Source organism: Streptomyces sp. NBC_01235 (assembly GCF_035989285.1).
Lineage (GTDB): Bacteria > Actinomycetota > Actinomycetes > Streptomycetales > Streptomycetaceae > Streptomyces.
In genome coordinates, this window is sequence record NZ_CP108513.1 from 824,326 (window position 1) to 848,175 (window position 23,850).

Here is a 23,850-nt window from a genome sequence, read left to right on the forward strand (position 1 = left end):
AGTAGATCCACATCATAGAGCGGGATCTCTAACTGGTATAAACAGTCTTCTATCAGACATTTCTCGTCCTACGACACCGCATCGCACGCAATTCGCTGGGATGAAGCCCGCACAAACCCTTGACGGAACCCTCGATGGGGCGGCTAATTTCTTCCGCGACGGCAATCGGGACGGCCGTCGCTGTCCCCGACGCCCGACCGGTTCGGCCCGGCGTCGACCCATCCACGCGCCACCTGCCCATCTGCTCGGGGCGCCCTGTGAAACAAGTGGAGTCGCACATGACCGTCAACAAGCCTTCGTCCGGCCGGGAGAGTGCGTCCAGCAAGAGGCGTGCGGCGTTGCTGGCCGGCTGCGCGGCCACCGCAGCGCTGGCCCTTACTGCCTGTGGAGGCGGCGGCGCCACGGGTACGACGACCAAGGACGGCTTCGCCCAGGTGTCACAGAAGGACGGTGCGTTGACCGTCTGGGTGGACGCGACCCGTGTCGAGGCCGCGAAGTTGTATCAGCAGCAGCACCCGGACGTGAAGCTGGACATCGTCACCTACGACGGCGACGCCAACGGCTCGAACTACCTCCAGACCAAGGTCCAGCTCTTCAACCGTACCGGCAAGGGCTGGCCGGACGTCGTGTTCAGCTCCCAGAACAACGAGGCGACCTGGGCGGTCGACGCGGGCTTCGCCGCTCCGCTCGACAAGGGCCTGATCCCCTCGGCGTCCCTGGGGAAGTTCGCGAGCGGGGCCAACGACGTCTGCACGGTGGGCGGCACCGTCTACTGTCTGCGCAACGACCTCTCCCAGGCGGTGCTCTGGTACAACGCTCCGCTGCTGAAGAAGTTCGGCTACTCGGTGCCGACGACGTGGGAGGAGTACCAGAAGCTCGGCGAGAAGGTGGCCAAGGAGCACCCGGGCTACCTCGTGGGTGACGCCGGCGACTCCTTCACGCCCGAGATCTACCTGTGGGCGAGCAAGTGCGGCGCCAACCACATCACCGGCCCGAAGGCTGTGTCGGTGAACACCTCCAGCGAGGCCTGCACCAAGATGGCCAAGCTCATGGACGTGCTGATCGAGAACAAGTCCATGTCCATCAGCGGGGTCTTCAGCACCGACTTCGGCAAGAACAAGGCCGACAAGGTCCTGCTCATGCCGGGTCCGGCCTGGTATGGCGGCGCGCTGTTCGAGGGCACCTTCAAGACGCCGGCCAAGCAGGTCGCGGCCGCACCCATCCCCCAGTGGCAGGGGGAGACCTCGCCGTCCACCGGCAACGTCGGCGGCGGCACCTGGCTGCTGTCCAAGCACTCCGCGCACATCAAGGCCGCCACCGACTTCCTGAAGTGGGTCACCACCGACAACGCCTACCAGGGCGAGAAGGCGCCGGGCTTCCCCGCGTACACGCCGGCGGCCGAGACCTGGCTGAAGGGACAGGATGCCTCCGGCTACTTCGCCAGCGACCTGAGCGCCCTCAAGGACGCCTCCTCCCAGGTCTGGAACGGCTGGGGCTCGGGCCAGTTCAGCCAGGAGGCGATCTGGGCCGCCACCGTCAAGCCCGGCCTGACCCAGGGCAAGAGCGTCGTCTCGCTGCTGCCGGCCTGGCAGGACTCCATCGTCAAGTACGCCAAGTCCAACGGATACAAGGTCTCCCAGTGACCCTCTCCCACTCTCCGGCCGGTTCTGCCACCCGGCGCCGTCGCGGCGCCTCCCGGCAGAGCCGGGCCGGTATGGCCTTCGTCGCCGCCTACGTGGTCCTGCTGATCGCCTTCGGCGTCCTTCCGACCGCATACGCGATCTACTTCGCCTTCACCGACGCCGGGGGCAGGGTCACCGGCTTCGCCAACTTCGTGACCACGGCGCAGGACTTCCGCTTCATGGACGCCGTGGGCCATGTCGCCACCTACCTCGCCTTCTGGCTCCTGTCCCTGGTGGTGTTCGTGGTGGCCCTGGCGCTGCTGCTGCACCGCCTGGCCTCGGGTTCCGCCAGCAAGGCGCTGCGTTTCCTCTACTACATCCCGGGAGCGCTCGCCGGCGCCGCCAGTGTGCTGGTGTGGCTGTTCATGCTCGACCCGACGGTGAGCCCGGTCAGTTCGCTGCTGGGCGCGCTGGGATTCCACACCTTCGGCGAGGTGATCGCGCCCGGCAACCTGCCCCTGCTGTTCACCATCATCGCGTTCTGGACCGGCGCGGGCGGCTGGATCGTCGTCATGTACGGCGCGCTCAACAACATCCCCACGGATGTGATGGAAGCCGCGCGCATCGATGGCGCGGGCGCCTGGCAGACCGCCTGGCACGTGCAGATCCCGATGCTCCGCAAGTGGATCGTGTACATGGTGATCCTGGCCTTCGCGGGCGGCGCCCAGCTCTTCGTCGAGCCGCAGTTGCTGTCCCTCGCCAGCGTGGGCGTGGCCGGACGCGACTACTCGCTGAACCAGCTGACGTACGACTTCGCCTTCCAGATGAACAACATCAACGGCGCCGCCGCGGTCTCGGTGGAGCTCCTGGTCGTCAGTGTGTCGGCCGCCGCCGTCTTCGTCGCACGGTCGGGGTTCTTCGATGCCGACTAGAACCCCTGTCAGCCGAGTCGCCGCCACGGCGAGCTCGGAACGGGAAGCACCCCTCATGAGCCGATCTCACCACCAGCCGCCGCACCGCCGGCCCGTACGGCGCCTGGCCTCCCGGCTGCTGACCGGATCCGTACTGGCCGGGTTCCTCGCCTTCTTCGTGCTGCCGGTACTGTGGCTCGTCCTCGCGGCGACCAAGACCGACCAGCAACTGGTCCACGACAATCCGCTGTCCTTCGGCTCCTTCCATGCGCTGAAGACCAACTGGGACGCGCTCACGGCGTTCCAGGACAACGCCGTCATGCAGTGGCTCGGCAACTCCGCGCTCTACGCGGTGATCTCGCTGGTCATCACTCTCGGTATCGCCATTCCCGCGGGATATGCCCTGGCCATGACCGAGTTCCGCGGCCGGCACACCCTGCTGGTCGCGACGCTGGTCGTGATGCTCATGCCGAACGCCACCCTGGTGGTGCCGTTGTTCCTGGAGATCAACGCGGTGCACCTGATCGGCACGATGTGGTCGATCATCCTGCCGTACTCGTTCTACCCGTTCGGCGTGTACCTGACGTACATCTACTTCACCACCGCCGTACCGAAGTACCTGCTGGCGGCGGCACGGATGGACGGCTGCTCGGAGTTCTGCGTCTTCTGGCACATCGCGCTGCCGCTGGCGACCCCGGTCATCGCGCTCGTGGGCTTCTTCAGCTTCGTCGCCAACTGGACCAACTACTTCCTGCCGTACGTCATGCTCCCCGAGAGCAGCCAGATGCCCATCCAGGTGGGCGTCGGATCCCTGCTCAGCAACGTGCCGTCCTTCAATCCGGCCGTCGGCACCCTCGCGATCGAGCGGCCGCAGCTGGCTCTGGCGACGCTCGTGGCCGTCACGCCCGTGCTGATCGTCTTCCTCTTCGCCCAGCGCTTCCTGGTCAGCGGGATGCTCGCCGGCGGCACCAAGGAATAGCGGCCCGTCCCGACCGCCGGCCGTCGTCCCCGGCGTACGCCGTCCCGCCGCCCGCCCCGAACGGAGATCTCCCATGCCCTTCAGCTCTGCCGACCGCACCACGGCCGAGGACACCCCCAGCGACCACCCGGTCGCGCCACCCGAGATCGAGGCGGGGGTGCCGCTTCTCGAACCGCCCGGCTGGGCCGTGGCCCAGCGGTCCCTGTTCGACCTCCTCGACCACGCCTGGCGGCGCTTCGCCCACGACTTCACCGGTCCGGACGGACGGCTGAACTACTCCGAACCGCTGACCACCCGTGACGGTGTGGACGACTTCTACGAGGTGTTCTTCAACTGGCCCCAGCTGTATCTCCTCGGCGGCGCCGACGATCTGCTGCCCGCCAGTGAGAAGCACTGGGAGGGCGTGACCCGGCAGCTCACCGAACTGGGCATGCTTCGCGACGAGTTCGAGCGCGGCTACGACTGGTTTCACCAGGGCGAGAGCCTGCTGCTGCTCTACTTCCTCAGCATGGCCGCCCCCGACCGCTGGTCCGAACGCGCTCTGCGCTTCGCCGAGTTGTACGTCGACCCGGCCAAGGGCAACTACGACCCCGAGCACCGCGTCATCACCCGCGCGCACAACGGCAGCGACCCCGACCGCACGGGCCTGTTCGACGGTGACGTCTATCCCTGGCTGGAGAAGGAAGCGCAGACGTACGGCTTCCCGCTCGACTGGATCCCCGAGGCCGGCGACGGCCCCCACCCCCTCTCCGCGGACCCGCGTCTCGGCGCGCAGATGCGGGACCGGATGGGCGTCGGCGACACCGCGGTCAACCTCGCCGCGGCCGGGCTGGTCCTCAACGCCTGGATCCTGTCCGGCGAGGACCGCTACCGCGACTGGATCGTCGAGTACGTCGGCGCGTGGCGGGAGCGCACCGTGGCGAACGGCGGCCTCATCCCGGACAACGTCGGCCCGGACGGCGTCGTCGGCAGCCTGCTGGAGGGCCGCTGGTACGGCGGCCACTACGGCTGGTCCTGGCCGCACGGCTGGCACAGCGTGGGCCACGCGGCCTGTGTGGCGGCGCTGGCGGCGGCCACGGTCACCGGGGACGACGACTACCTCTCCATGGTCGCGACCTCCCTCGACGCCCTGATCGAACGCGGCAAGGTGATGCCCCACACCGAAGCGGACTCCAGCCTCCCCTCCAAGTGGGCGGTCGAACTCGGCCCCGACATCCACACACCCACTCCGCACCTCCCCTTCCGCCACAACGAATCGGGCTGGTTCGACTACAACCCGGCCACCCCGCCCGTCCCGGTGGCCCTGTGGCACCACACGGCCTCCGCCGCCGACCGCGCCCGGCTGGAGGGGCTGCGCGAAGTCGACGGCATCGACTGGCGCACCGTCCGGCCGTTCAGGGCCAAGGAGGAGTCCGGGCACGAGAAGGCGTGGTTCGCCTTCCTCGCCGGCGACGACCCCGGCTACCCCGAGCGGATCCTCGCCACCGCCCAGGCCCAAGTCCGCCACCGCCTGAAGCGCATCGAGCGCTACCGCGACCTGGACGTGCCCGAGGCCGACATCCATGTGTGGCAGCAGTCCAACCCCGTGGTCACCGAAGCCCTGGTCCAGCTGACCTGGGGCGGCCCCCAGGTGCTCTACAACGGCGGCCTGCAGCAGGCCCGGCTGCGCTACCACGACGCCGAGACCCGCCGTGCCGGCCTGCCGCCGGACGTGGCCGCGCTGGTCACTTCCATCGACCCCGAGGCGACCACCGTCGAACTCGTCAACCTCTCCCCCGAGTCCACGCGCACGGTGATCGTGCAGGCCGGCGCCTTCGCAGAGCACACCATCACCGCCGTCCGGTACACCACCTGCCAGGACGACACCTGGATCGGGGACATGTACGACTACGGCCACACCGAGCCCGTCGTGACCGAGTCGGAGCAGGTCTGCGACAGCGCCTTCCTGACGGTCCGGCTGCCCGCCTCCAGCCGCGTCAAGCTCACCCTGCGCCTCCAGCTGCGCGCCAACACACCCAGCTACCGCACACCGTTCGACCCCCCGGCCGACCTGCCCTCGCCGGGAACGCAGGGAGAAACCGCATGAAGCGCCTCGCCCAGACCATCAGGCTCCGACCCGAGCACCGCGAGGAGTACCTCGAACTCCACTCGGCCGTCTGGCCCGGCATCGAAGCCACCCTGCACCGGTCGAACATCCGCAACTACAGCATCTTCCTCCACGGCGATGTGCTGTTCGCCTACTTCGAGTACCACGGCGACGACTTCGAGACCGACATGGCCGTCCTCGAAGCCGACCCCGAGACCCAGGAGTGGTGGAAACTCACCGACCCCTGCCAGGAGCCCTGGCCCGACCGGGGCGACTCCCGCCAGTGGACGGAACTCCCCGAGATCTGGCACCTGAACCCGCCAGGTGACTCCACCAGCGCCTGACACACCTCGCCCAGACTCACGTGGCCCCGCCCGACGTGGACCGACCCGACTTGGACCACCAGTGACCCCCACCACCGCCCCACTCATCGACGCCCACCACCACCTGTGGGACCTCGACCAGCGTCCGCAGCCCTGGCTCGACGACCCCGCCCTGGCGACGATCCGCCGCACCTTCACCCCCGACGACCTGCGTACCACCGCCACCCAACTCATCGCGGGCCGCCGTCTGCACAGCACGGTGGCCGTGCAGTGCGTGCCGGATGTGCCCGAGACCGAGGACCTGCTCGCGCTCGCGGAGTGGGAGCCGCTGATCGGGGCCGTGGTCGGCTGGGCGGACCTGACGTCCCCTGGGATCGGCGACCTGCTCGACGGGTTGCTCGCCGGGCCGGGCGGTACGTATCTGCGGTCCCTGCGTCATCTCGTGCAGGGCGAGACGGATTCGGGATGGCTGCAACGCCCCGCTGTCGAACGCGGGTTGGCGGCGGTCCGGGACCGCGGGCTCTGCTACGACGTGCTCGTCCGCAGCCACCAGCTCGACCAGGCGATCCGGCTGGCCGAGCGGTTCCCAGACCTGCCCCAGGTGCTCGACCACGCCGGCAAGCCGCTGATCGGCGACGGTGAACTGGCCGACTGGGAACACCAGTTGCGCCTGCTGGCCGCACACCCGCAGGTGGTGTGCAAGGTGTCGGGGCTGATCACCGAGGCGGACCACGAGAGGTGGACCACGAGAGGTGGACCGTCGACGACATCCGCCCGGTGTGGGACGTCCTGCTCTCCGTCTTCGGCCCCGACCGCCTGATGTTCGGCTCGGACTGGCCGGTGGCGAATCTCGCGGGAGGCTGGAACCGCTGGGCTGCCACGGTGGACGAACTGCTCGACGGATGTTCCGCCGACGAGACCTCGGCGATTCTCGCGGGCACCGCGACCACCTTCTACCGCCTCACTCGTACTGAACGGGACTTGGGATCACGATGACGCTTGCTGTTCGTTACATTTCCGCCCGCACCCTGGACACGGCTCCCGCCGAGCCCTCCCCTCTCGGTCCGGGTGAGGTGTTGCTGGCTCCCGCCTACGTGGGGATCTGCGGTACCGATCTGCACATCTTCCACGGCGATATGGACGCCCGGGTCGCCGCGCCCGCCGTTCTGGGACATGAGATGTCCGGCCGCGTCGTCCGCGTCGGCCCGGGCGTGCAGGGCTGGCGGCCCGGTGACGCGGTCACGGTGATGCCGTTGCGCTGGGACGACACCTGCCCGGCCTGTCTCGCGGGTCATCAGCACATCTGCCAGCACCTGGACTTCATCGGCATCGACTCCCCGGGCGCGATGCAGCAGCGCTGGACCGTGCCCGCCTCCACCCTCATCCGGCTGCCGGACTCTCTCGCTCTGGACCGGGCCGCGCTGGTGGAGCCCACGGCGGTGGCCGTACACGATGTCGGGCGGGCCGACGTGCGAGCAGGCGAGCGGGTCGTCGTCGTGGGCGGTGGTCCGGTCGGCATCCTCATCGCGCTGGTCGCGCGGGCCGTGGGGGCCGAGGTCAGGGTGGTGGAGCTGAGTGCCCACCGCCGGCTGCTCGCCGAGGAGTTGGGGCTGACGGCGTGGGACCCGGCTGACGACGACGTGCCGGCGCTGGTGCAGCAGTGGACGGGGGATGCGGGCGCGGATGTCGCGTTCGAGGTGTCCGGCGCGGCGGGCGGCGTGGACACCGCGGTCGACGTGCTGGGAGTGCGCGGCCGGTTGTGCCTCGTGGCTATCCACCCCCGGCCCCGCGAGGTGAATCTGCATCGCTTCTTCTGGCGCGAACTCACTTTGGTGGGCGCCCGGTTGTATGACCGTTCCGACTTCGAGCGCGCGGTTGCCCTGGTGGCGGACGGCACGATTCCGGCCGGGCGGCTGATCAGCAAGGTCGTCCCCCTCACCGAGGCGCCCGCCGCGTTCGAGGCCCTGGAGGGCGGCGGCGACGTGATGAAGATCCTCGTGGACTGCACCACCGGCACCGAGGGAGCATCCGCATGACCTCCTTCGACCTCACCGGAAAGCTCGCTGTCGTCACTGGGGCGCGGCGCGGCATCGGCCGGGCCATGGCCCGCGCCCTCGCCGAGGCCGGCGCCGACATCATCGGCGTCAGCGCCAGCCTGGAGGCAGCCGGCAGCGCGGTGGAAATGGACGTCCTCGCCGTGGGCCGTTCCTTCGAGGCGATCCGTACCGACTTCGCCGACCCGCAGGCCGTACGGGCTCTGGGCGCGGACCTGGCCGGGCGGGAACGCCCGGTGGACATCCTGGTCAACAATGCGGGCACGATCCGTCGCGCCCCGGCCGCCCAGCACAGTGACGCGGACTGGGAGCTGGTCCTCCAGGTCAACCTGAGTGCGCAGTTCGCGCTGACCCGGGCGGTCGGCGCCGCGATGGTGGCCCGCGGCCAGGGGAAGGTCATCTTCACGGCGTCGCTGCTCAGCTTCCAGGGCGGCATCACGGTCCCCGGCTACACCGCCGCCAAGCATGGCATCGCCGGTTTGACCAAGGCGCTGGCCAACGAGTGGGCCCCGCGCGGCGTGAATGTCAACGCCCTCGCGCCCGGCTACATCGCCACCGACAACACCCAGGCCCTCCAGGACGACCCGCAGCGCAGCCGCGCCATCCTGGACCGTATCCCCGCCGGACGCTGGGGCAACGCCGACGACCTCGCCGGCGCCACCGTGTTCCTCGCCTCCGACGCCGCCGCCTACCTCCACGGCGTCATCCTGCCCGTCGACGGCGGATGGCTCGGCCGATGACCGGCGGCTTCGACTCCGTGCTGAACGGCTGCCGTCTCCTTCCCGTACTGACCGTGCCGTCCGAGGCGATGGCCGGCCCGCTGGCCGACGCACTCGCGGTGGGCGGTGCCCGGTGCGCCGAGGTCACCTTCCGTACCCCGGGCGCCGAGCGGGTGCTCAAGGAGATGGCCGCCCACGGTGGCCTGGCCGTCGGCGCCGGCACGGTACTCACGCCCGAGCAGGCGGAGCGGGCCGTGGCGGCCGGGGCCCGCTTCGTGGTCTCGCCCGGCTTCGACAAGGAGGTCGTCGCGAAGTGCCGCGAGCTGGGCGTGCCGGTCGTGCCCGGCATCGCCACCGCCACCGAGCTGATGCGCGCCCTGCGGGCCGGCCTCGACACCGTCAAGCTCTTCCCCGCCGAGCCGCTCGGCGGCCTGCGGACACTGCGAGCGCTCGCAGCGCCCTTCCCCGGGATGCGCTTCGTTCCGACCGGCGGGATCGACGCTTCCCACCTGGCCGGCTACCCGTCTCCGTCACGGAGCCCGGCTGACTGCCACAGTTCGCTTTCGGTGCGGGTGCGCACGCGCCGTTGACGCCGTCTCCCGTCAGTTCCGCGCTGTCGTTCCGAAGGGGAGGGGTTCGCCGGAGCGCAGGTATTCCCTCAGCCACTGCTCGGTGTTGCTCACGTGCAGCAGTGCGGCGGCCTGGCTGAGGGCGGAGTCACGGGTGGACAGCGCGTTGAAGATCGCCTCATGCTCGGCGAGGGTGCGGCCCGCTGCCTGAGTGTCGACCAGGCCGCGCCAGATGCGGGCGCGCAGGGTGCGGCCGGAGATTCCTTCGAGGAGGGCGAGGAGGGTTTCGTTGCCCGTGGCCGAGATGACGGCGCGGTGGAAGGCGGCGTCGTGGGCGTTGAGTTGTCCGACGTCGTCGCGGGCCTCGCGCATGGCGTCCAGGTGTCGCTTCACCTCGGCCAGTTGGTCGTCGGAGATCCGGGTGGCGGCAAGGGCCGTGGCGATCGGTTCGAGGAGCCGGCGTACCTCCATGAGGTCCTGCAGGGCGACCGAGTCGCCCTGCAGCAGTTCCACCGCACCGCCGAGCCCCTCCAGCAGCAGGCTCGGCTGGAGGCTGGTCACATACGTGCCGTCGCCCCGCCGGACCTCCAGGACCCGTGCGACGGCCAGCGCCTTGACCGCTTCGCGGGCGAGGTTGCGGGACAGCCCCAGCTGTGCGGCCAGGTCCGGCTCCGGCGGGAGCTTCGAGCCGGGTGGCAGGGCACCGGTCCGGATCAGCTCACGGATCCGCTCGATGGCCTTGTCCGTCAGAGACACCGCTACTCCCTACCCCGACCGCGCTCAGCGGGTACGTCCGACCTGATCAGCCCTTGAGCACGGAGATCATCCCAGAGACCGTCAGGGATGTGCTGATCATGGAGTTCCACGTTTCGTCCGACCTGTTCCGGAGTCCGCATCCCGAGGGTGACGTTGATGATACTGGGATGCGTGTGCGGGAAGGCGATGGCGGCGGCGGGCAGGGTGGTGCCGTGCGTCGCGCAGACCTCGGCGATGGCCAGCGCCCGCGCGACGAGTTCCGGTGGGGCGTCCTGGTAGTCGTACTTCATACCCTCGGCGGGCCTGTCGCGCGAGAGCAGTCCGGAGTTGAAGACGCCGACCGCCACCACGCTCTTGCCGTGTTCCTGTGCGGCGGGCAGGACGTCGTCCAGCGCGGACTGGTCCAGGAGGGTGTAGCGCCCGGCGAGCATCACCACATCGGCGGCGGTCTCGCGCAGGAAGCGGGCGAGCATCGCCGACTGGTTCATGCCGGCGCCGATCGCGCCGATCACGCCCTGGTCGCGCAGTTCGGCGAGAGTCGGCATGGCCTCCTCGGCCGCCTGCCGCCAATGGTCGTCCGGATCATGCAGGTAGACGATGTCGAGGCGGTCCAGGCCGGTGCGCTCCAGCGTGTCCTCGATGGAGCGGAGCACGCCGTCCCGGCTGAAGTCCCATTGGCGGCGCAGGTCGTCGCGGACGACGAAGCCCTCGGTGTCGACGCCGTGTGGCTCCTCGTTGGGCACCAGCAGCCTGCCCACCTTGGAGGAGATGACGTACTCGTCGCGCGGGCGGCCTCGCAGGGCGGCGCCCAGGCGACGCTCGGAGAGGCCGAGGCCGTAGTGCGGTGCGGTGTCGAAGTAGCGGATGCCCGCATCCCAGGCCGCGTCGACGGCGGCCGTCGCATCGTTCTCCGGGGTGACGCGATACAGGTTGCCGATCACGGACGCCCCGAAGCCGAGTTCGGTGAGCGTGACCGACGTGTGCTGGATCTTCTGCTGGTGCAAGACGTGCTCCTGGGATACGGGTAAGGGGGCGCCGGTCAGCGACTGACGTGGGCTGATCCGCCCGCGATGAGCGCCTCGACCTCGGCGAGCGTGGCCATGGAGACGTCGCCGGGCGTGGTCATGGTGAGCGCGCCGTGGGCGGTGCCGTAGGCCAGGGCGCGCTCCAGGCCGGTGTCGCTGAGCAGTCCGTGGATCAGGCCGGCTGCGAAGGCGTCGCCGGAACCGATGCGGTCCAGAACCTGCAGGCCGGGCATCCGAGGGCCGGTGACGAAGCCGGTTTCGGCGGACCAGCCGGCTGAGGACCAGTCGTTGACCCCGGCGGAGGGCACCTCGCGCAGGGTCGTCGCCAGTACCTTCGCCTCGGGCAGCAGGCCGGCCACCTCGGCGAGCGCGTCCGCCACCTCGTCGGCCCCGACGCGCGCCTGTCCCGGATACGTCCCGGCCAGACCCAGTGCGCCTACGACGACGTCGGCCTGGCGGGCGAGCCGCAGGTCGGCCTCGCGGGCGGCGTCGGCGCCGCCCCGGCCGCCCCACAGGCTGGGACGGTAGTTGGGGTCGTAGGAGACCGTGACGCGATGGCGGCGCGCCGAGGCCATGGCCTCGTCCGCGACGTCCAGTGTGGTGTCGGACAGGCCGGCGAAGATGCCGCCGGTGTGGAACCAGCGCACCCCGGCGGAGAACACGGCGTCCCAGTCGACGTCCCCTCTGCGCAGCTGGGAGACGGCAGTGTGGGCGCGGTCGCTGACACCGAGGGCGCCGCGGATGCCGTAGCCGCGTTCGACGAAGTTCAGCCCGTTGCGGGCGCTGCGGCCGATCCCGTCGTCAGGTGTCCAGCGGATCAGCGAGGTGTCGACGCCGCCCTGCAGGATCAGGTCCTCGACGAGCCGGCCCACCGCGTTGTCGGCCAGCGCGGTCATGACGGCTGCCCGCAGGCCGAAGCAGCGGCGCAGTCCGCGCACCACGTTGTACTCGCCGCCGCCCTCCCAGACCTGGAAGGTGCGGGCGGTTCGGATCCGTCCCTCGCCCGGATCGAAGCGCAGCATCACCTCGCCCAGGGCCACCACGTCGATCACGTCATGCTCCTCTCGACGGCCTCGACGGCCTCGACGGCCTCGACGGTCAGTCGGCGGATGTCCTTGTAGTCGCCGCGCTCCAGGTGGGCGGAGGTGGCCATCCAGCTGCCGCCGACGGCGAGGACCGCCGGGTCGGCGAGGTAGCCGGCCAGGCGGGAAGCGTCGATCCCGCCGGTCGGAACGAAGCGCATCCCGGGGAAGGGCGCTGCGAGCGCTCGCAGTGTCCGCAGGCCGCCGAGCGGCTCGGCGGGGAAGAGCTTGACGGTGTCGAGGCCGGCCCGCAGGGCGCGCATCAGCTCGGTGGCGGTGGCGATGCCGGGCACGACCGGCACGCCCAGCTCGCGGCACTTCGCGACGACCTCCTTGTCGAAGCCGGGCGAGACCACGAAGCGGGCCCCGGCCGCCACGGCCCGCTCCGCCTGCTCGGGCGTGAGTACCGTGCCGGCGCCGACGGCCAGGCCACCGTGGGCGGCCATCTCCTTGAGCACCCGCTCGGCGCCCGGGGTACGGAAGGTGACCTCGGCGCACCGGGCACCGCCCACCGCGAGTGCGTCGGCCAGCGGGCCGGCCATCGCCTCGGACGGCACGGTCAGTACGGGAAGGAGACGGCAGCCGTTCAGCACGGAGTCGAAGCCGCCGGTCATCGGCCGAGCCATCCGCCGTCGACGGGCAGGATGACGCCGTGGAGGTAGGCGGCGGCGTCGGAGGCGAGGAACACGGTGGCGCCGGCGAGGTCGTCGGCGTTGCCCCAGCGTCCGGCGGGGATACGGTCCAGGATGGCGCGGCTGCGCTGCGGGTCGTCCTGGAGGGCCTGGGTGTTGTCGGTGGCGATGTAGCCGGGCGCGAGGGCGTTGACATTCACGCCGCGCGGGGCCCACTCGTTGGCCAGCGCCTTGGTCAAACCGGCGATGCCATGCTTGGCGGCGGTGTAGCCGGGGACCGTGATGCCGCCCTGGAAGCTGAGCAGCGACGCCGTGAAGATGACCTTCCCCTGGCCGCGGGCCACCATCGCGGCGCCGACCGCCCGGGTCAGCGCGAACTGCGCACTCAGGTTGACCTGGAGGACCAGCTCCCAGTCCGCGTCACTGTGCTGGGCGGCCGGGGCGCGACGGATCGTGCCCGCATTGTTGACCAGGATGTCCACCGGGCGTTCCCGCCCGGCCAGGTCCGCGCCCAGAGCCCGTACGGCCTGCGGGTCGGCGAAGTCGGTACGGATCGCCTCGAAGGAACGGCCCACGGCGAGGACGTCCATTTCCACCGCGCTGCCGGCTGCCTCCAGGCTGGCGCTGACGCCGATGATGTCGGCGCCGGCCTCGGCGAGGGCGCGGGCCATGGCCCGGCCGATGCCGCGCCGCGCCCCAGTGACGACAGCGAGCTTTCCGGTGAGGTCGAAGGAGGTCATGCGGATGCTCCCTCGGTGCCGGTGGTGCAGTCCACGAGGATCTTCATCACGTCGCCGCCGCCCTCCAGGGCCTCGAACGCGGCGGGCGCCTCGGTGAGGGGGACGACCTTGCTGATCAGCCGCCCGGCCGGAATCGTGCCGTCCGCCACCAGGGCAACCGCGCGCTCGAAGTCGGAACGGTCATACAACCGGGCGCCCACCAAAGTGAGTTCGCGCCAGAAGAAGCGATGCAGATTCACCTCGCGGGGCCGGGGGTGGATAGCCACGAGGCACAACCGGCCGCGCACTCCCAGCACGTCGACCGCGGTGTCCACGCCGCCCGCCGCGCCGGACACCTCGAAGGCCACGTCCGCGCCCGCCTGCCCGGTCCACTCACCCACCAGCGCCGGCACGTCGTCGTCGGCCGGATTCCACGCCGTCAGCCCCAGCTCCTCGGCCAGCAGCCGACGGTGCGCGCTCAGCTCCACCACCCGCACGTCGGCTCCGGTGGCCCGTGCGACCAGCGCGATCAGGACGCCCACCGGCCCGCCGCCGACCACCACGACCTTCTCGCCCTCGATGACCTTCGCCCGGCCCACGTCGTGCACGGCGACGGCGGTGGGCTCGACGAGCGCGGCCAGGTCCAGGGGAAGGGTGTCGGGCAGCCGGATGAGGGTGGAGGCGGGCACGGTCCAGCGCTGCTGCATCGCGCCCGGGGAGTCGATGCCGATGAAGTCCAGGTGCTGGCAGATGTGCTGATGACCCGCGAGACAGGCCGGGCAGGTGTCGTCCCAGCGCAACGGCATCACCGTGACCGCGTCACCGGGCCGCCAGCCCTGCACGCCCGGGCCGACGCGGACGACGCGGCCGGACATCTCATGTCCCAGAACGGCGGGCGCGGCGACCCGGGCGTCCATATCGCCGTGGAAGATGTGCAGATCGGTACCGCAGATCCCCACGTAGGCGGGAGCCAGCAACACCTCACCCGGACCGAGAGGGGAGGGCTCGGCGGGAGCCGTGTCCAGGGTGCGGGCGGAAATGTAACGGACGGCAAGTGTCATCGTGTCGTCAGGGTCCCTTCAGCGCGGACACCGATGGTCAGCAGCAGGTTGGCGTAGGTACGGGTGTCGGCGGTGACGATCGCCAGCGCCAGGTCGGGCGATCGGGCGGCGTCGTAGAACTCGAAGCGGCCGAGCGTGTCGAACGGGACGGGTGCCAGCTTCGAGCGGTATTCGGCGATGGCCGGCGGCTCCGGTTCGCCCTCGGGCGGCACCATCACGTGGGCAGCCTCGACGGGCAGGGCGCGCAGCAGGACGTCGAGCACGGTGGAGACGTCGAGCAGGCCCGGGGCCAGGTTGAGGTGCACGGTCCTGGCGCGCTCGCCGGTGGCGGTGCTCGCGGGGTAGTGGCCGTCGGCGAGCAGGACGCGGGCACCGTGGCCGGCTCCGGCCAGGGCTTCGAGGATCCCGGGGTGCAGCAGTTCCGTCAGGAGCACAGTGTCCCCTCCTTCGTCGGGGCGGGGGTCAGGCGGTAGAAGGCGGTCGCGGTGCCGGCGAGGACCGCGTGGATCTCGGGGCCGGAGCAGCCGTCCAGGAGTTCCTCGACGGTGGCGGCCCAGCGGTTCCATCCGCCGGCGAGGACGCAGACCGGCCAGTCGGAGCCGAACATCAGCCGGTCGGGGCCAAACGCGGAGAGCAGGACGTCCCAGGCCGGGCGGATGTCGTCGACGGTCCACTTCTCGTGGTCGGCCTCCGTGACCAGGCCCGACACCTTGCAGCGGACCTGGGCATGCCTGGCCAGGGCCCGCACCTGCCGTGCCCAGTCGGTCAGTTCTCGCCGTGCGAGGGGCGGCTTGCCCGCATGGTCCAGGACGAGCGGCAGCTCCGGGAGCCGCTCCGCGAGACGAATCGCCTGCGGGAGCTGGTGGCTGCGGATCAGCACGTCGTATCCGAGCCCGCGCTCTCCGACCGCCCGCAACCCCCGCTCTACGTCCGTTCGTTGGAGCCAGTGCGGGTCCGATTCGCCCTGCACGATGTGGCGTACGGCCCTCAGGCACCGGCCGGCGGACCCTGTCCGCAGGTCGTCGAGGACGTCGCCGATCGCGGGGGATGTCAGGTCCGCCCAGCCGACGACCGCGCCGATCAGCGGGTCGCTCTCAGCCAGGGCGAGGAGGTCGCGGGTCTCGGGCACGGACGTGACGCACTGGACGACCACCGTGCTCGTCAGCCGCCGTCCGGCGATCGGCCGGGTCGCGGCCGAGCGCAGGGCGAGCGAGCTGAAGCTGCGGCGGATCGGCTCATGGCCGGGTTCGTCCAGCCAGGGCTGCGGCCGCAGGTCCAGGTCCCAGACGTGGTGGTGGGCGTCGACGAGGGCCTGGCCGTCAGACACGGGCGGTCCAGACGGGGCCGTCGGGGTACGTGTACTCCTTGAGGGATTCGGGGTGCATCTGCGCGCTCAGCCCCGGCAGCGTCGGCGCCAGGTAGTGGCCATGGACGATGCGCACCGGGTCGACGAAGTGCTCATGCAAGTGGTCGACGTACTCGATGACGCGGTCCTCGGTTGTACCGGAGACGGCGACGTAGTCGAACATCGACAGGTGCTGGACCATCTCGCACAGGCCGACGCCGCCGGCGTGCGGGCAGACGGGGGTGCCGAACTTGGCGGCGAGCAGCAGGATCGCGATGTTCTCATTGACGCCGCCGACCCGTGCGGAGTCGATCTGCACGATGTCCACCGCGCCGGCCTGGAGGAGCTGCTTGAAGACGACCCGGTTGGCGATGTGCTCGCCGGTGGCGACCTTGATGGGGCGGACGGCCTTGCGCACGGTGGCGTGGCCGAGGATGTCGTCGGGTGAGGTGGGCTCCTCGATCCAGTACGGCTGGTAGGGGGCCAGGGCGCGCATCCAGTCGATGGCGGGCTGGACGTCCCATCTCTGGTTGGCGTCGACGGCGATGCGGATGTCGTCGCCGACCGTCTCGCGGGCGGTGCGCATGCGGCGTACGTCGTCCTCCAGGTCTGCGCCGACCTTCAGCTTGATCTGCGTGAAGCCGTCGGCGACCGCCTCGCGGGCCAGGCGGGACAGCTTCTCGTCGGAGTAGCCCAGCCAGCCGGGGGTGGTCGTGTAGGCGGGATAGCCCTGGTCGAGCAGCCGGCCGATGCGGTGCTCGCGGCCGGGCGCGGCGCGGCGCAGGATGTCCAGCGCCTCCTCGGGGGTGAGGGCATCGCTGAGCCAGCGGAAGTCGACCTGGGCGACCAGCTCCTCCGGCGACATCTCGCCGAGGAACCGCCACACCGGCTTGCCCGCGCGCTTGGCGGCCAGGTCCCAGGCAGCGTTGACGACCGCGCCGGTCGCCATGTGGATGGCGCCCTTCTCCGGCCCCAGCCAGCGCAGTTGGGGGTCGTGGACCAAGGAGCGGGAGAAGGCGCCGAGGTCGGAGCAGACCTCCTCGACGGACAGGCCGACCACGTGCGGTGCGAGGGCCGCGATGGCGGCGGCCTGAACGTCGTTGCCGCGTCCGGTGGTGAAGGCGAGGGCGTGGCCCTCCAGTCCGTCGGTGGAGTCGGTGCGCAGGACGACATAGGCGGCGGAGTAGTCGGGTTCGGGGTTCATCGCGTCCGACCCGTCCAGGTGCTCGGACGTCGGGAAACGTACGTCGAGGACGTCCAGGGCGGCGATGCGGGCGGATGCGGGCACGGTGGAGGACATTGCGGCAACTCCTGAGGAGCAGGCGGGGCACACGGCCCCGCTGCGACGGAAGAATGAGGCGGCTGTGGGAGGTCCGGCGGCGACGGCCGCGCGGGTCACTCCTGGACCTTGCCGCCCGTGATGCGCGAGATGGCGAGGGCGACCAGGATGATCAGACCGTTGAGGGCGCCGATCCACTGCGCGGGGACGCCGCCCAGGGTGAGCACGTTCTGGATCATGAAGAGCAGCAGGATGCCGCAGAACGCCCCGAACATGGTGCCCTTGCCGCCGTTGAGGCTGATCCCGCCGATGACGGCGGCGGCGAAGACGGTGAAGATGTAGCCGTTTCCCTGGCCCGAGGCAACGGAGGCCAGCCGTCCGGAGAGCATCAGCCCAGCGAGGGCGGCGAGCACGCTGCCGGTGACGATGACGATCCACAGCACTCGGTCGGTGCGGATGCCGGCTGCCTTCGCCGCGTCGACGTTGCCGCCGATGGCGTACAGCGAGCGGCCGAAGCTGGTCCAGCCGAGGACGACGATGGCGACGGCGAACAGGACCAGGCAGATCCAGATGGAGGCCGGCATCCCGAACCATTCGGCGGTGCCCAGGTAGAGCATCGACTCGGGCAGTTGGAAGAAGGTCTGGCCGCCGGAGATGCCCGTGAGGACGCCGCGCAGCACGATCAGCATGCCGAGGGTGACGATGAAGCCGTTGAGGCCGAAGCGGATGATCAGCAGGGCGTTGATCACTCCGACGAGCGCGCCCACGGCGAGCGTGACGGGAATCGACCAGGCGCCGGGCAGCAGCCCGAGACCGTGTCCCGCGCCGGTCGGCACCACCAGCCAGGCCGCGACACCGGGCGCGAGGCCCATGGTGGACTCAAGGGAAAGGTCCATCTTCTTGACGATCAAAATCATCGCCTGGGCGAGGACCAGCAGAGCCATCTCGGACATGGTCTGCAGGACGTTGATGAGGTTGTCGGCCTGGAGGAAGACCGGGTTGACGATCTGGCCGACGATCGCGATGACCACGATCGCCGGGACGAGCGCGAGGTCGCGCAGCCGGGCCAGGGGTATCCGGCCGCCGAGCAGCGCGATCCGCTTCGCCTCCGGTTCCGTTTCCGTGGGGGCTGCGGTGTCCGCGAGGACGGTTTCAGGCATTGAGGGCCACTCCTTCCATCGCGGCCACGAGGTCGTGGTCGTGCCAGCCGCGGGCGATCTCTGAGGTCACTCGGCCCTGGAACATCACCAGGACCCGGTCGCACATGCGCAGATCGTCGAGTTCGTCGGAGGCGATGAGCACTCCGGTGCCGGTCTGCGCGGTCTCCTCGACCTTGCCGAGGAGGAACTCCTTGGAGCGCACGTCCACACCCGCGGTCGGGTTGATCAGGACCAGCAGTCGGGGGTCGTCGGCCAGGGCGCGGGCCATGACGACCTTCTGCTGGTTGCCTCCGGACAGGGCGGAGACGGGCAGGTCGGGCCCGGGGGTCTTGATCGCCAGGTTCTCGATCATGCGCTCGGCGAGCCGGTCCCGGCGGCTGCGGCTCAGGAACCCGTTCGAGCCAAGGCGTTTCGGTACGGACAGTGTGGCGTTGTCCGCGATGGACATGTCGGGAACGAAGCCCTGGTGGTGCCGGTCCTGCGGGACGAACCCGGCGCCGGCGGCGAGCGCCGCGGGCACACTGCCCGGCCGGGGCCGGTTCCCGGCGATCTCCACCTCGCCCGCCGCTGCCGCCCGTAGCCCTACGACGGTCTCGGCGACCTCGGTGCGCCCGCTGCCGGCGGCGCCCGCGAGGCCGACGATCTCGCCTGCCCCGACCTGGAAGCTGACGTCGTCGTACCCGTCGCCTCGCAGAGCATGGACGCCCAGTGCGGCCGTGGCGTCGTGAGTGAGGGTGCTCGCTCGTTCCCCTTGCCGGTCGGCCGCCGTCTCACCGGTCATCGCGGCGACCAGATCGGCGCGAGGGAGTTCCGCCACTGGCGCCGTGATGATGTGCCGGGCGTCGCGGAAGACCGTCACCATGTCGCAGATCTCGTAGACCTCCTGGAGATGGTGGCTGATGAACAGGAAGGTCACGCCTTGGCGTTGCAGGTCGCGGATTCGGCCGAAGAGGCGGTTGATGGCTGCCCCGTCGAGTTGGGCGGTCGGCTCGTCGAGGACGATGAACCGCGCGCCGAAGGACAGCGCGCGGGCGATCTCGACGAACTGCCGCTGTTCGACGCTCAGTTCGCCCGCAGGGGTGTGTGGGTCCACGTCCACCGACCAGGTCGCCAGCAGGTCCTGGGCGCGGCGACGGGTGGCCTGCCAGCTGATGAGCCGACTGCGTCCGTGGTCGTGCCGGTGCAGGAAGAGGTTCTCGGCGACGGTCAGCGTGGGGATGATCGTGGACTTCTGGTAGACGCAGGCCACGCGTTGCCGCCAGGCGTCCCGGTCGGCGGGGCGGGGGGCAGGCTCGCCGCCGAAGGTGACCGTTCCCTCGTCGGGGGCCTGAAGGCCGGTGAGGACCGACACCAGGGTCGACTTGCCGGCTCCGTTGCGGCCGACGAGCGCGTGGGTCTCGCCGGGCCTGATGGTGATCCGGGCGCCGTTCAGGGCCACCGTCGGACCGAATCGTTTGACTATGCCCGTCGCCTCGACGACGGGCGGGTCGGAGGGGACCCGTCCGTCGTCCGCCGGGGCGGGCGCGGGGGTGACTGCTCGCTCCCCGTCGCTCATCTCAACCGCCTTGTTCTCGTGAGCCGTCGCGTTCCGGAGGAGGGATCAGCCGAGGTTGTTGCCCCACAGCGCCTTGTCGTCGCTCTTGACGCTGGTGACGCCGCCGTAGGTGCCGCCGTCGGCGGTGACGAGCGGAGCGGAGAGCTGGTCCTCGAGGACACCGTCGCGGACCTGGATGATGGTGCTGTCGTGGTCGGTCTTGCCGGGCTTGAACGTCTTTCCGTCGATCGCGGCCTTGAGGTAGTACAGGGCGTACTTGGCGTAGAGGTCGGCCGGCTGGGAGACCGTGGCGTCGATCTTCCCGGCGGCGATGGACTTCAGCTCTTCGGGGATGCCGTCGTTGGAGACGACGAAGACGTGCTTCTTGTCCTTCGGGTCGACCAACAGGCCCTTCTGCTTGAGGACTTGGAGCGTGCCGGACAGGGCGAAGCTGGCCTCCATGTAGACACCCTTGATGTCCGGGTTGGCGGTCAGGTCGGTCTGCAGCTTCTGCGCGGCGACGGCCCCGTCCCAGTTGGTGGCCTCGCCGAACACCTTGATGCCGGGGTAGTTCTTCTTCATGCAGTCGTTGAACGCCTCGGTGCGGTCACGGCCGTTGATGGAGTCGAGGCCGCCCTCCAGCATGACGACCTTGCCCTTGCCGCCGAGCTTGGTGCCGAGGTACTGGCAGGCCTTCTCGCCGTAGGCGCGGTTGTCGGCGCGGACGACCATGTAGACCTTGCCGGTGTCGGGGCGGGTGTCCACGGTGACGACCGGGATCTTCTTCGCCTCCAGCTGCGCCAGGGTGGGCGCGATGGCGGCGGTGTCCTGCGGGGCCATCGCGATGCCCTTGACGCCCTGGCTGATGAACGTCTGTGCGTTGGCGGTGAGTTTGGCGACGTCGTTCTGCGAGTTGGTGGTCTTGAGCGAGAGGCCGAGCTTCTTGCCGTACTCCGGCGTGTACTTGATGTAGGAGTTCCAGAAGTCGGTGTCGGAGCGCGGGTAGTCGACGCCGACCAGCGGCGCGTCACCCGACGACGCCGACGTGGTGGAGCCGCTGCCGCACGCACTGAGCAGCGCCAGTGCGGACAGGGCGGAGACGGCGGAACAGAGGGCGGTTCTGAGTCTCATCAGTGCTTCCTCGCGCTGGTCCCGTAGCGGGAGATGTTTCGCCTCGACGGCATCCGTGTGTCGCCATGGAGTAGAGATGGGATGTTTATAGAGGGGCCTTCGGTGGCCTGTCCAGCCCTCTGCGCAAAGTCGCGGCGAAAGAGCAGGTCACAGGCGTTCGCGAGGTGGAGGGACGCCCTTCCGGGAAGTATCCATCCCATCAATCGTCGCCACTTGATGGCTCGCGTCGGCCATGAAGCACTGCAAGACATGGCATGTTTGCATGATTGCAATGCCCACTATATCGACATGAATCGGGCAACTTGCCCGAAGTCGTGGCCACTTTCATCCCTGCACGCTGGTTGACATCCCATGGCGACATGGCCGACCTTCATGCGTGGCCCTGTATTCCCCCTGTCCCCTTCCGCATCAGGGATGTGTCCATGTCGAGCTCGATCAACAGACGCCAGTTCCTGGCCTCCGCCACCTGTGTCGCCGCGGCGGCCGTTGCTGGAGGTGTGTTCAGCGCCGGTGTCGCCCAGGCGGCGCCCAGCACGTACACGCCGGACTGGAACTCGGTCGACCAGCACCCGCCGGCCCCGGAGTGGTTCCAGGACGCGAAGTTCGGCATCTACTTCCACTGGGGCGCCTTCAGCGTCCCCGCCTACGACAACGAGTGGTACCCGCGCAGCATGTACCAGGCGGGCAGCAACGCCAATCAGCACCACATCGCGACCTACGGCCAGCCATCGGCATGGCCGTACCACAATTTCATCAACGGAGCGCAGGACCTGGCGGGCAACACCGTGAAGTTCGCGCCCAAACTGAAGTCGGCCGGCGGCAACTTCGACCCCAACGAGTGGGTGCAGCTGTTCGTCGACGCCGGCGCCAAGTTCGCCGGCCCCGTGGCCGAGCACCACGACGGCTTCTCCATGTGGGACAGCCAGGTCAACGAGTGGAACTCGGTGAACAAGGGCCCGGGACTGAACCTGCTGCAGCTCTTCTCCACGGCCATCCGCGCCAAGGGCCTGAAGCTGCTGGTGGCCATGCACCACGCGTACCACTTCAACGGCTTCTACGAATACGTCCCCGCCCAGACGGACAGCAGCCTCAAGAAGCTCTACGGACAGCTGGGCCCGGCGGCGGAGAACCAGCTCTGGTACGACAAACTCAAGGAGGTCATCGACCGCGCCCAGCCCGACATCCTGTGGCAGGACTTCAAGCTGGACGCCGTCGACGAGACTCAGCGCCTGAACTTCCTGTCGTACTACTACAACCAGGCAAACAGCTGGGGCCGTGAAGTCGTCGCCACCTACAAGGACGGCATGAACGGCAAGGGCGAGGTCTTCGACTACGAGCGCGGCGGTCCGGCCGATCTCACCACCCCGTACTGGCTGACCGACGACAGCATCTCCAGCAGCAGCTGGTGCTACACCCAGGGCATCGGCTACTACAACATCCAGCAGATGCTGCACTCGTTCATCGACCGGGTCAGCAAGAACGGCAACATGCTGCTGAACATCGCACCGATGGCCGACGGCACCATCCCCCAGGCGCAGAAGGACATCCTGCTCGGTATCGGAGACCACCTGAAGCGCTTCGGCGAGTCGGTCTACGCGACCCGCGCCTGGACGGCGTACGGCGAAGGCCCGACGAAGATGGGAGGCGGCGCGTTCACCACCCCGCACGCCGGCACCGCGCAGGACATCCGCTTCACCCGCAACAAGGCCAACGACGTCCTGTACGCCACCGTCCTGGGCTGGCCCGGCAGCTCGCTGACGATCCAGACCCTCAGCTCGGACCGGATCAACCTCTCGTCGCTGACCTCGGTGAAGCTCCTCGGCTCCACCGCCGGCACCTACATCGACGTGCCCACGCCGGCCCAGAGCGCCTCCGGCCTCACGGTCACCCTGCCGTCCTCGGCGCCGTACAGTGCCAACGCCTACGTCCTGAAGCTCGCGTTCTCCGGCACGATCCCGGACCTGCGGCCGCTCGCCGGCGCCGTCGTCTTCACGGATGTCAACTACACCGGCAAGGCAGCCGTGCTCACCGTCGGCAACTACACCGCGGCCGACCTGACTGCGGCCGGACCGGGCCCGGGCACCCTCTCCTCCCTCCGGCCGGCCCCCGGATACCAGGTGATCGGCTACTCCGGCGACAACTTCACCGGCACCTCCTGGACCTTCACCGCCGACAACCCCGACCTGCGGGTCACCGGCAACAACGACCAGATCACCTCGCTGAGGGTCCAGTTCAACCCGGCGACGTACTTCCGGATCACCAACGCCACCAACGGCCTCGCCCTGGACAGCGGCGGCAACGTGGCGTCCGGGTCCAACCTCAAGCAGTGGACATGGGACGGCAGCACCAACCTTCAGTGGCATGCGGAGGCTGTCGGAGGCGGCTACTACAGGCTGGTGAACCGCACGAACGGCATGGTCGCCGACGGCTGGGGCGCCACCGCCGACGGCTCCGCCGCCAGGCAGGCCGCCTGGAACGGCGGCACCAACCAGCAGTGGACCATCACCCACCGGGGCGGCGACCGCTACTCGATCGCCAACCGCACCACCGGCCTGGTCCTCGACGGCGGCGGCAACGTCGCCTCGGGATCCGTCACCAAGCAGTGGACCTACGGCAGCAGCACCAACCTGCTGTGGACCTTCACCGCGCTGTAGCCGGCGGAGCCCGCTGCCGCTGACGTGGCGGCGCAAATCCGTGCCGTGCGAACCGGACCTGCGTCGGTTGCACGACGTTCGGCTTCAGCGCGATGCCGCAGAGGGGCAACCGTTCTCCATGGATACCCGTGATACGGATCGTGCCGCCGCAGCCGCAGCCGCAGCCGTCGACGGAGATGGGTGAGGAGGGGCGATCGTGTCGCTGTCGC

23 protein-coding genes are annotated in these 23,850 nt (G+C 69.7%); 11 read left to right on the forward strand and 12 right to left on the reverse strand.

Translation table 11 applies throughout. The features are described from left to right. Positions 1-278 precede the first annotated feature (278 nt). The 10 genes from OG289_RS03750 to OG289_RS03795 all read left to right on the forward strand — a co-directional run bounded on the left by OG289_RS03750 (position 279) and on the right by OG289_RS03795 (position 9,284). On the forward strand, positions 279-1,643 hold the full coding sequence (locus tag OG289_RS03750; protein ID WP_327312561.1) for an ABC transporter substrate-binding protein: 1,365 nt from the start codon (positions 279-281) through the stop codon (positions 1,641-1,643). Further along, entirely contained in the window at positions 1,640-2,554 is a 915-nt protein-coding gene (locus tag OG289_RS03755) for a carbohydrate ABC transporter permease (RefSeq protein WP_327312562.1), read from the forward strand. The genes OG289_RS03750 and OG289_RS03755 overlap by 4 nt, the downstream gene beginning before the upstream one ends. Positions 2,555-2,609: 55 nt before the next feature. Next, positions 2,610-3,512 carry a carbohydrate ABC transporter permease gene (locus OG289_RS03760; protein WP_327312563.1) on the forward strand — a complete coding sequence of 301 codons (903 nt, stop codon included), beginning with the start codon at positions 2,610-2,612 and terminating at the stop codon, positions 3,510-3,512. 73 nt (positions 3,513-3,585) lie between these two features. Next, a complete protein-coding gene (locus OG289_RS03765; RefSeq protein WP_327312564.1) occupies positions 3,586-5,598 on the forward strand; it encodes a hypothetical protein in 2,013 nt (670 codons plus the stop codon). Next, positions 5,595-5,942, forward strand: a complete 348-nt coding sequence (locus OG289_RS03770) for an L-rhamnose mutarotase (protein ID WP_327312565.1) — start codon at positions 5,595-5,597, stop codon at positions 5,940-5,942. Before OG289_RS03765 ends, OG289_RS03770 begins: the two co-directional genes overlap by 4 nt. A gap of 61 nt (positions 5,943-6,003) precedes the next feature. Further along, entirely contained in the window at positions 6,004-6,741 is a 738-nt protein-coding gene (locus OG289_RS03775; RefSeq protein WP_327312566.1) for an amidohydrolase family protein, read from the forward strand. Next, a complete protein-coding gene (locus tag OG289_RS03780; protein WP_327312567.1) occupies positions 6,660-6,917 on the forward strand; it encodes an amidohydrolase family protein in 258 nt (85 codons plus the stop codon). The genes OG289_RS03775 and OG289_RS03780 overlap by 82 nt, the downstream gene beginning before the upstream one ends. Further along, a complete protein-coding gene (locus OG289_RS03785; protein ID WP_327312568.1) occupies positions 6,914-7,957 on the forward strand; it encodes a zinc-dependent alcohol dehydrogenase in 1,044 nt (347 codons plus the stop codon). Before OG289_RS03780 ends, OG289_RS03785 begins: the two co-directional genes overlap by 4 nt. Continuing rightward, positions 7,954-8,715, forward strand: a complete 762-nt coding sequence (locus OG289_RS03790) for an SDR family oxidoreductase (RefSeq protein WP_327312569.1) — start codon at positions 7,954-7,956, stop codon at positions 8,713-8,715. The genes OG289_RS03785 and OG289_RS03790 overlap by 4 nt, the downstream gene beginning before the upstream one ends. After that, positions 8,712-9,284 (forward strand): bifunctional 4-hydroxy-2-oxoglutarate aldolase/2-dehydro-3-deoxy-phosphogluconate aldolase, encoded by a 573-nt coding sequence (locus OG289_RS03795; protein ID WP_327312570.1) that lies wholly within the window; start codon positions 8,712-8,714, stop codon positions 9,282-9,284. The genes OG289_RS03790 and OG289_RS03795 overlap by 4 nt, the downstream gene beginning before the upstream one ends. Before the next feature lie 12 nt (positions 9,285-9,296). Here the strand turns inward: OG289_RS03795 and OG289_RS03800 are convergent, their stop codons facing one another. The 12 genes from OG289_RS03800 to OG289_RS03855 all read right to left on the reverse strand — a co-directional run bounded on the left by OG289_RS03800 (position 9,297) and on the right by OG289_RS03855 (position 20,987). Continuing rightward, on the reverse strand, positions 9,297-10,019 hold the full coding sequence (locus tag OG289_RS03800) for a FadR/GntR family transcriptional regulator (RefSeq protein ID WP_097282538.1): 723 nt from the start codon (positions 10,017-10,019) through the stop codon (positions 9,297-9,299). Positions 10,020-10,021: 2 nt separating this feature from the next. Continuing rightward, positions 10,022-11,023 carry an aldo/keto reductase gene (locus OG289_RS03805; RefSeq protein WP_327312571.1) on the reverse strand — a complete coding sequence of 334 codons (1,002 nt, stop codon included), beginning with the start codon at positions 11,021-11,023 and terminating at the stop codon, positions 10,022-10,024. 35 nt (positions 11,024-11,058) lie between these two features. Next, positions 11,059-12,096 carry a sugar kinase gene (locus OG289_RS03810; RefSeq protein WP_327312572.1) on the reverse strand — a complete coding sequence of 346 codons (1,038 nt, stop codon included), beginning with the start codon at positions 12,094-12,096 and terminating at the stop codon, positions 11,059-11,061. Beyond that, on the reverse strand, positions 12,093-12,740 hold the full coding sequence (locus OG289_RS03815; protein WP_327312573.1) for a bifunctional 4-hydroxy-2-oxoglutarate aldolase/2-dehydro-3-deoxy-phosphogluconate aldolase: 648 nt from the start codon (positions 12,738-12,740) through the stop codon (positions 12,093-12,095). The genes OG289_RS03810 and OG289_RS03815 overlap by 4 nt, the downstream gene beginning before the upstream one ends. Continuing rightward, positions 12,737-13,498, reverse strand: coding sequence for an SDR family oxidoreductase (locus OG289_RS03820; RefSeq protein WP_327312569.1), 762 nt, complete (start codon positions 13,496-13,498; stop codon positions 12,737-12,739). Before OG289_RS03820 ends, OG289_RS03815 begins: the two co-directional genes overlap by 4 nt. Next, entirely contained in the window at positions 13,495-14,538 is a 1,044-nt protein-coding gene (locus OG289_RS03825) for a zinc-dependent alcohol dehydrogenase (protein WP_327312574.1), read from the reverse strand. The genes OG289_RS03820 and OG289_RS03825 overlap by 4 nt, the downstream gene beginning before the upstream one ends. Beyond that, positions 14,535-14,972 carry an RbsD/FucU domain-containing protein gene (locus tag OG289_RS03830; RefSeq protein ID WP_327312575.1) on the reverse strand — a complete coding sequence of 146 codons (438 nt, stop codon included), beginning with the start codon at positions 14,970-14,972 and terminating at the stop codon, positions 14,535-14,537. The genes OG289_RS03825 and OG289_RS03830 overlap by 4 nt, the downstream gene beginning before the upstream one ends. Continuing rightward, positions 14,963-15,865 carry an amidohydrolase family protein gene (locus tag OG289_RS03835; RefSeq protein WP_327312576.1) on the reverse strand — a complete coding sequence of 301 codons (903 nt, stop codon included), beginning with the start codon at positions 15,863-15,865 and terminating at the stop codon, positions 14,963-14,965. The genes OG289_RS03830 and OG289_RS03835 overlap by 10 nt, the downstream gene beginning before the upstream one ends. Beyond that, positions 15,858-17,183, reverse strand: a complete 1,326-nt coding sequence (locus tag OG289_RS03840) for an L-fuconate dehydratase (RefSeq protein WP_327312577.1) — start codon at positions 17,181-17,183, stop codon at positions 15,858-15,860. Before OG289_RS03840 ends, OG289_RS03835 begins: the two co-directional genes overlap by 8 nt. Positions 17,184-17,278: 95 nt before the next feature. Continuing rightward, positions 17,279-18,322, reverse strand: a complete 1,044-nt coding sequence (locus OG289_RS03845) for an ABC transporter permease (protein ID WP_327312578.1) — start codon at positions 18,320-18,322, stop codon at positions 17,279-17,281. Further along, a complete protein-coding gene (locus OG289_RS03850) occupies positions 18,315-19,877 on the reverse strand; it encodes a sugar ABC transporter ATP-binding protein (protein ID WP_327312579.1) in 1,563 nt (520 codons plus the stop codon). Before OG289_RS03850 ends, OG289_RS03845 begins: the two co-directional genes overlap by 8 nt. A gap of 45 nt (positions 19,878-19,922) precedes the next feature. Then, positions 19,923-20,987, reverse strand: a complete 1,065-nt coding sequence (locus OG289_RS03855) for a sugar ABC transporter substrate-binding protein (protein WP_327312580.1) — start codon at positions 20,985-20,987, stop codon at positions 19,923-19,925. 422 nt (positions 20,988-21,409) lie between these two features. Here OG289_RS03855 and OG289_RS03860 point away from each other — a divergent pair, with 422 nt between their 5' ends. After that, on the forward strand, positions 21,410-23,641 hold the full coding sequence (locus OG289_RS03860; protein ID WP_327312581.1) for an alpha-L-fucosidase: 2,232 nt from the start codon (positions 21,410-21,412) through the stop codon (positions 23,639-23,641). Positions 23,642-23,850 lie beyond the last annotated feature (209 nt).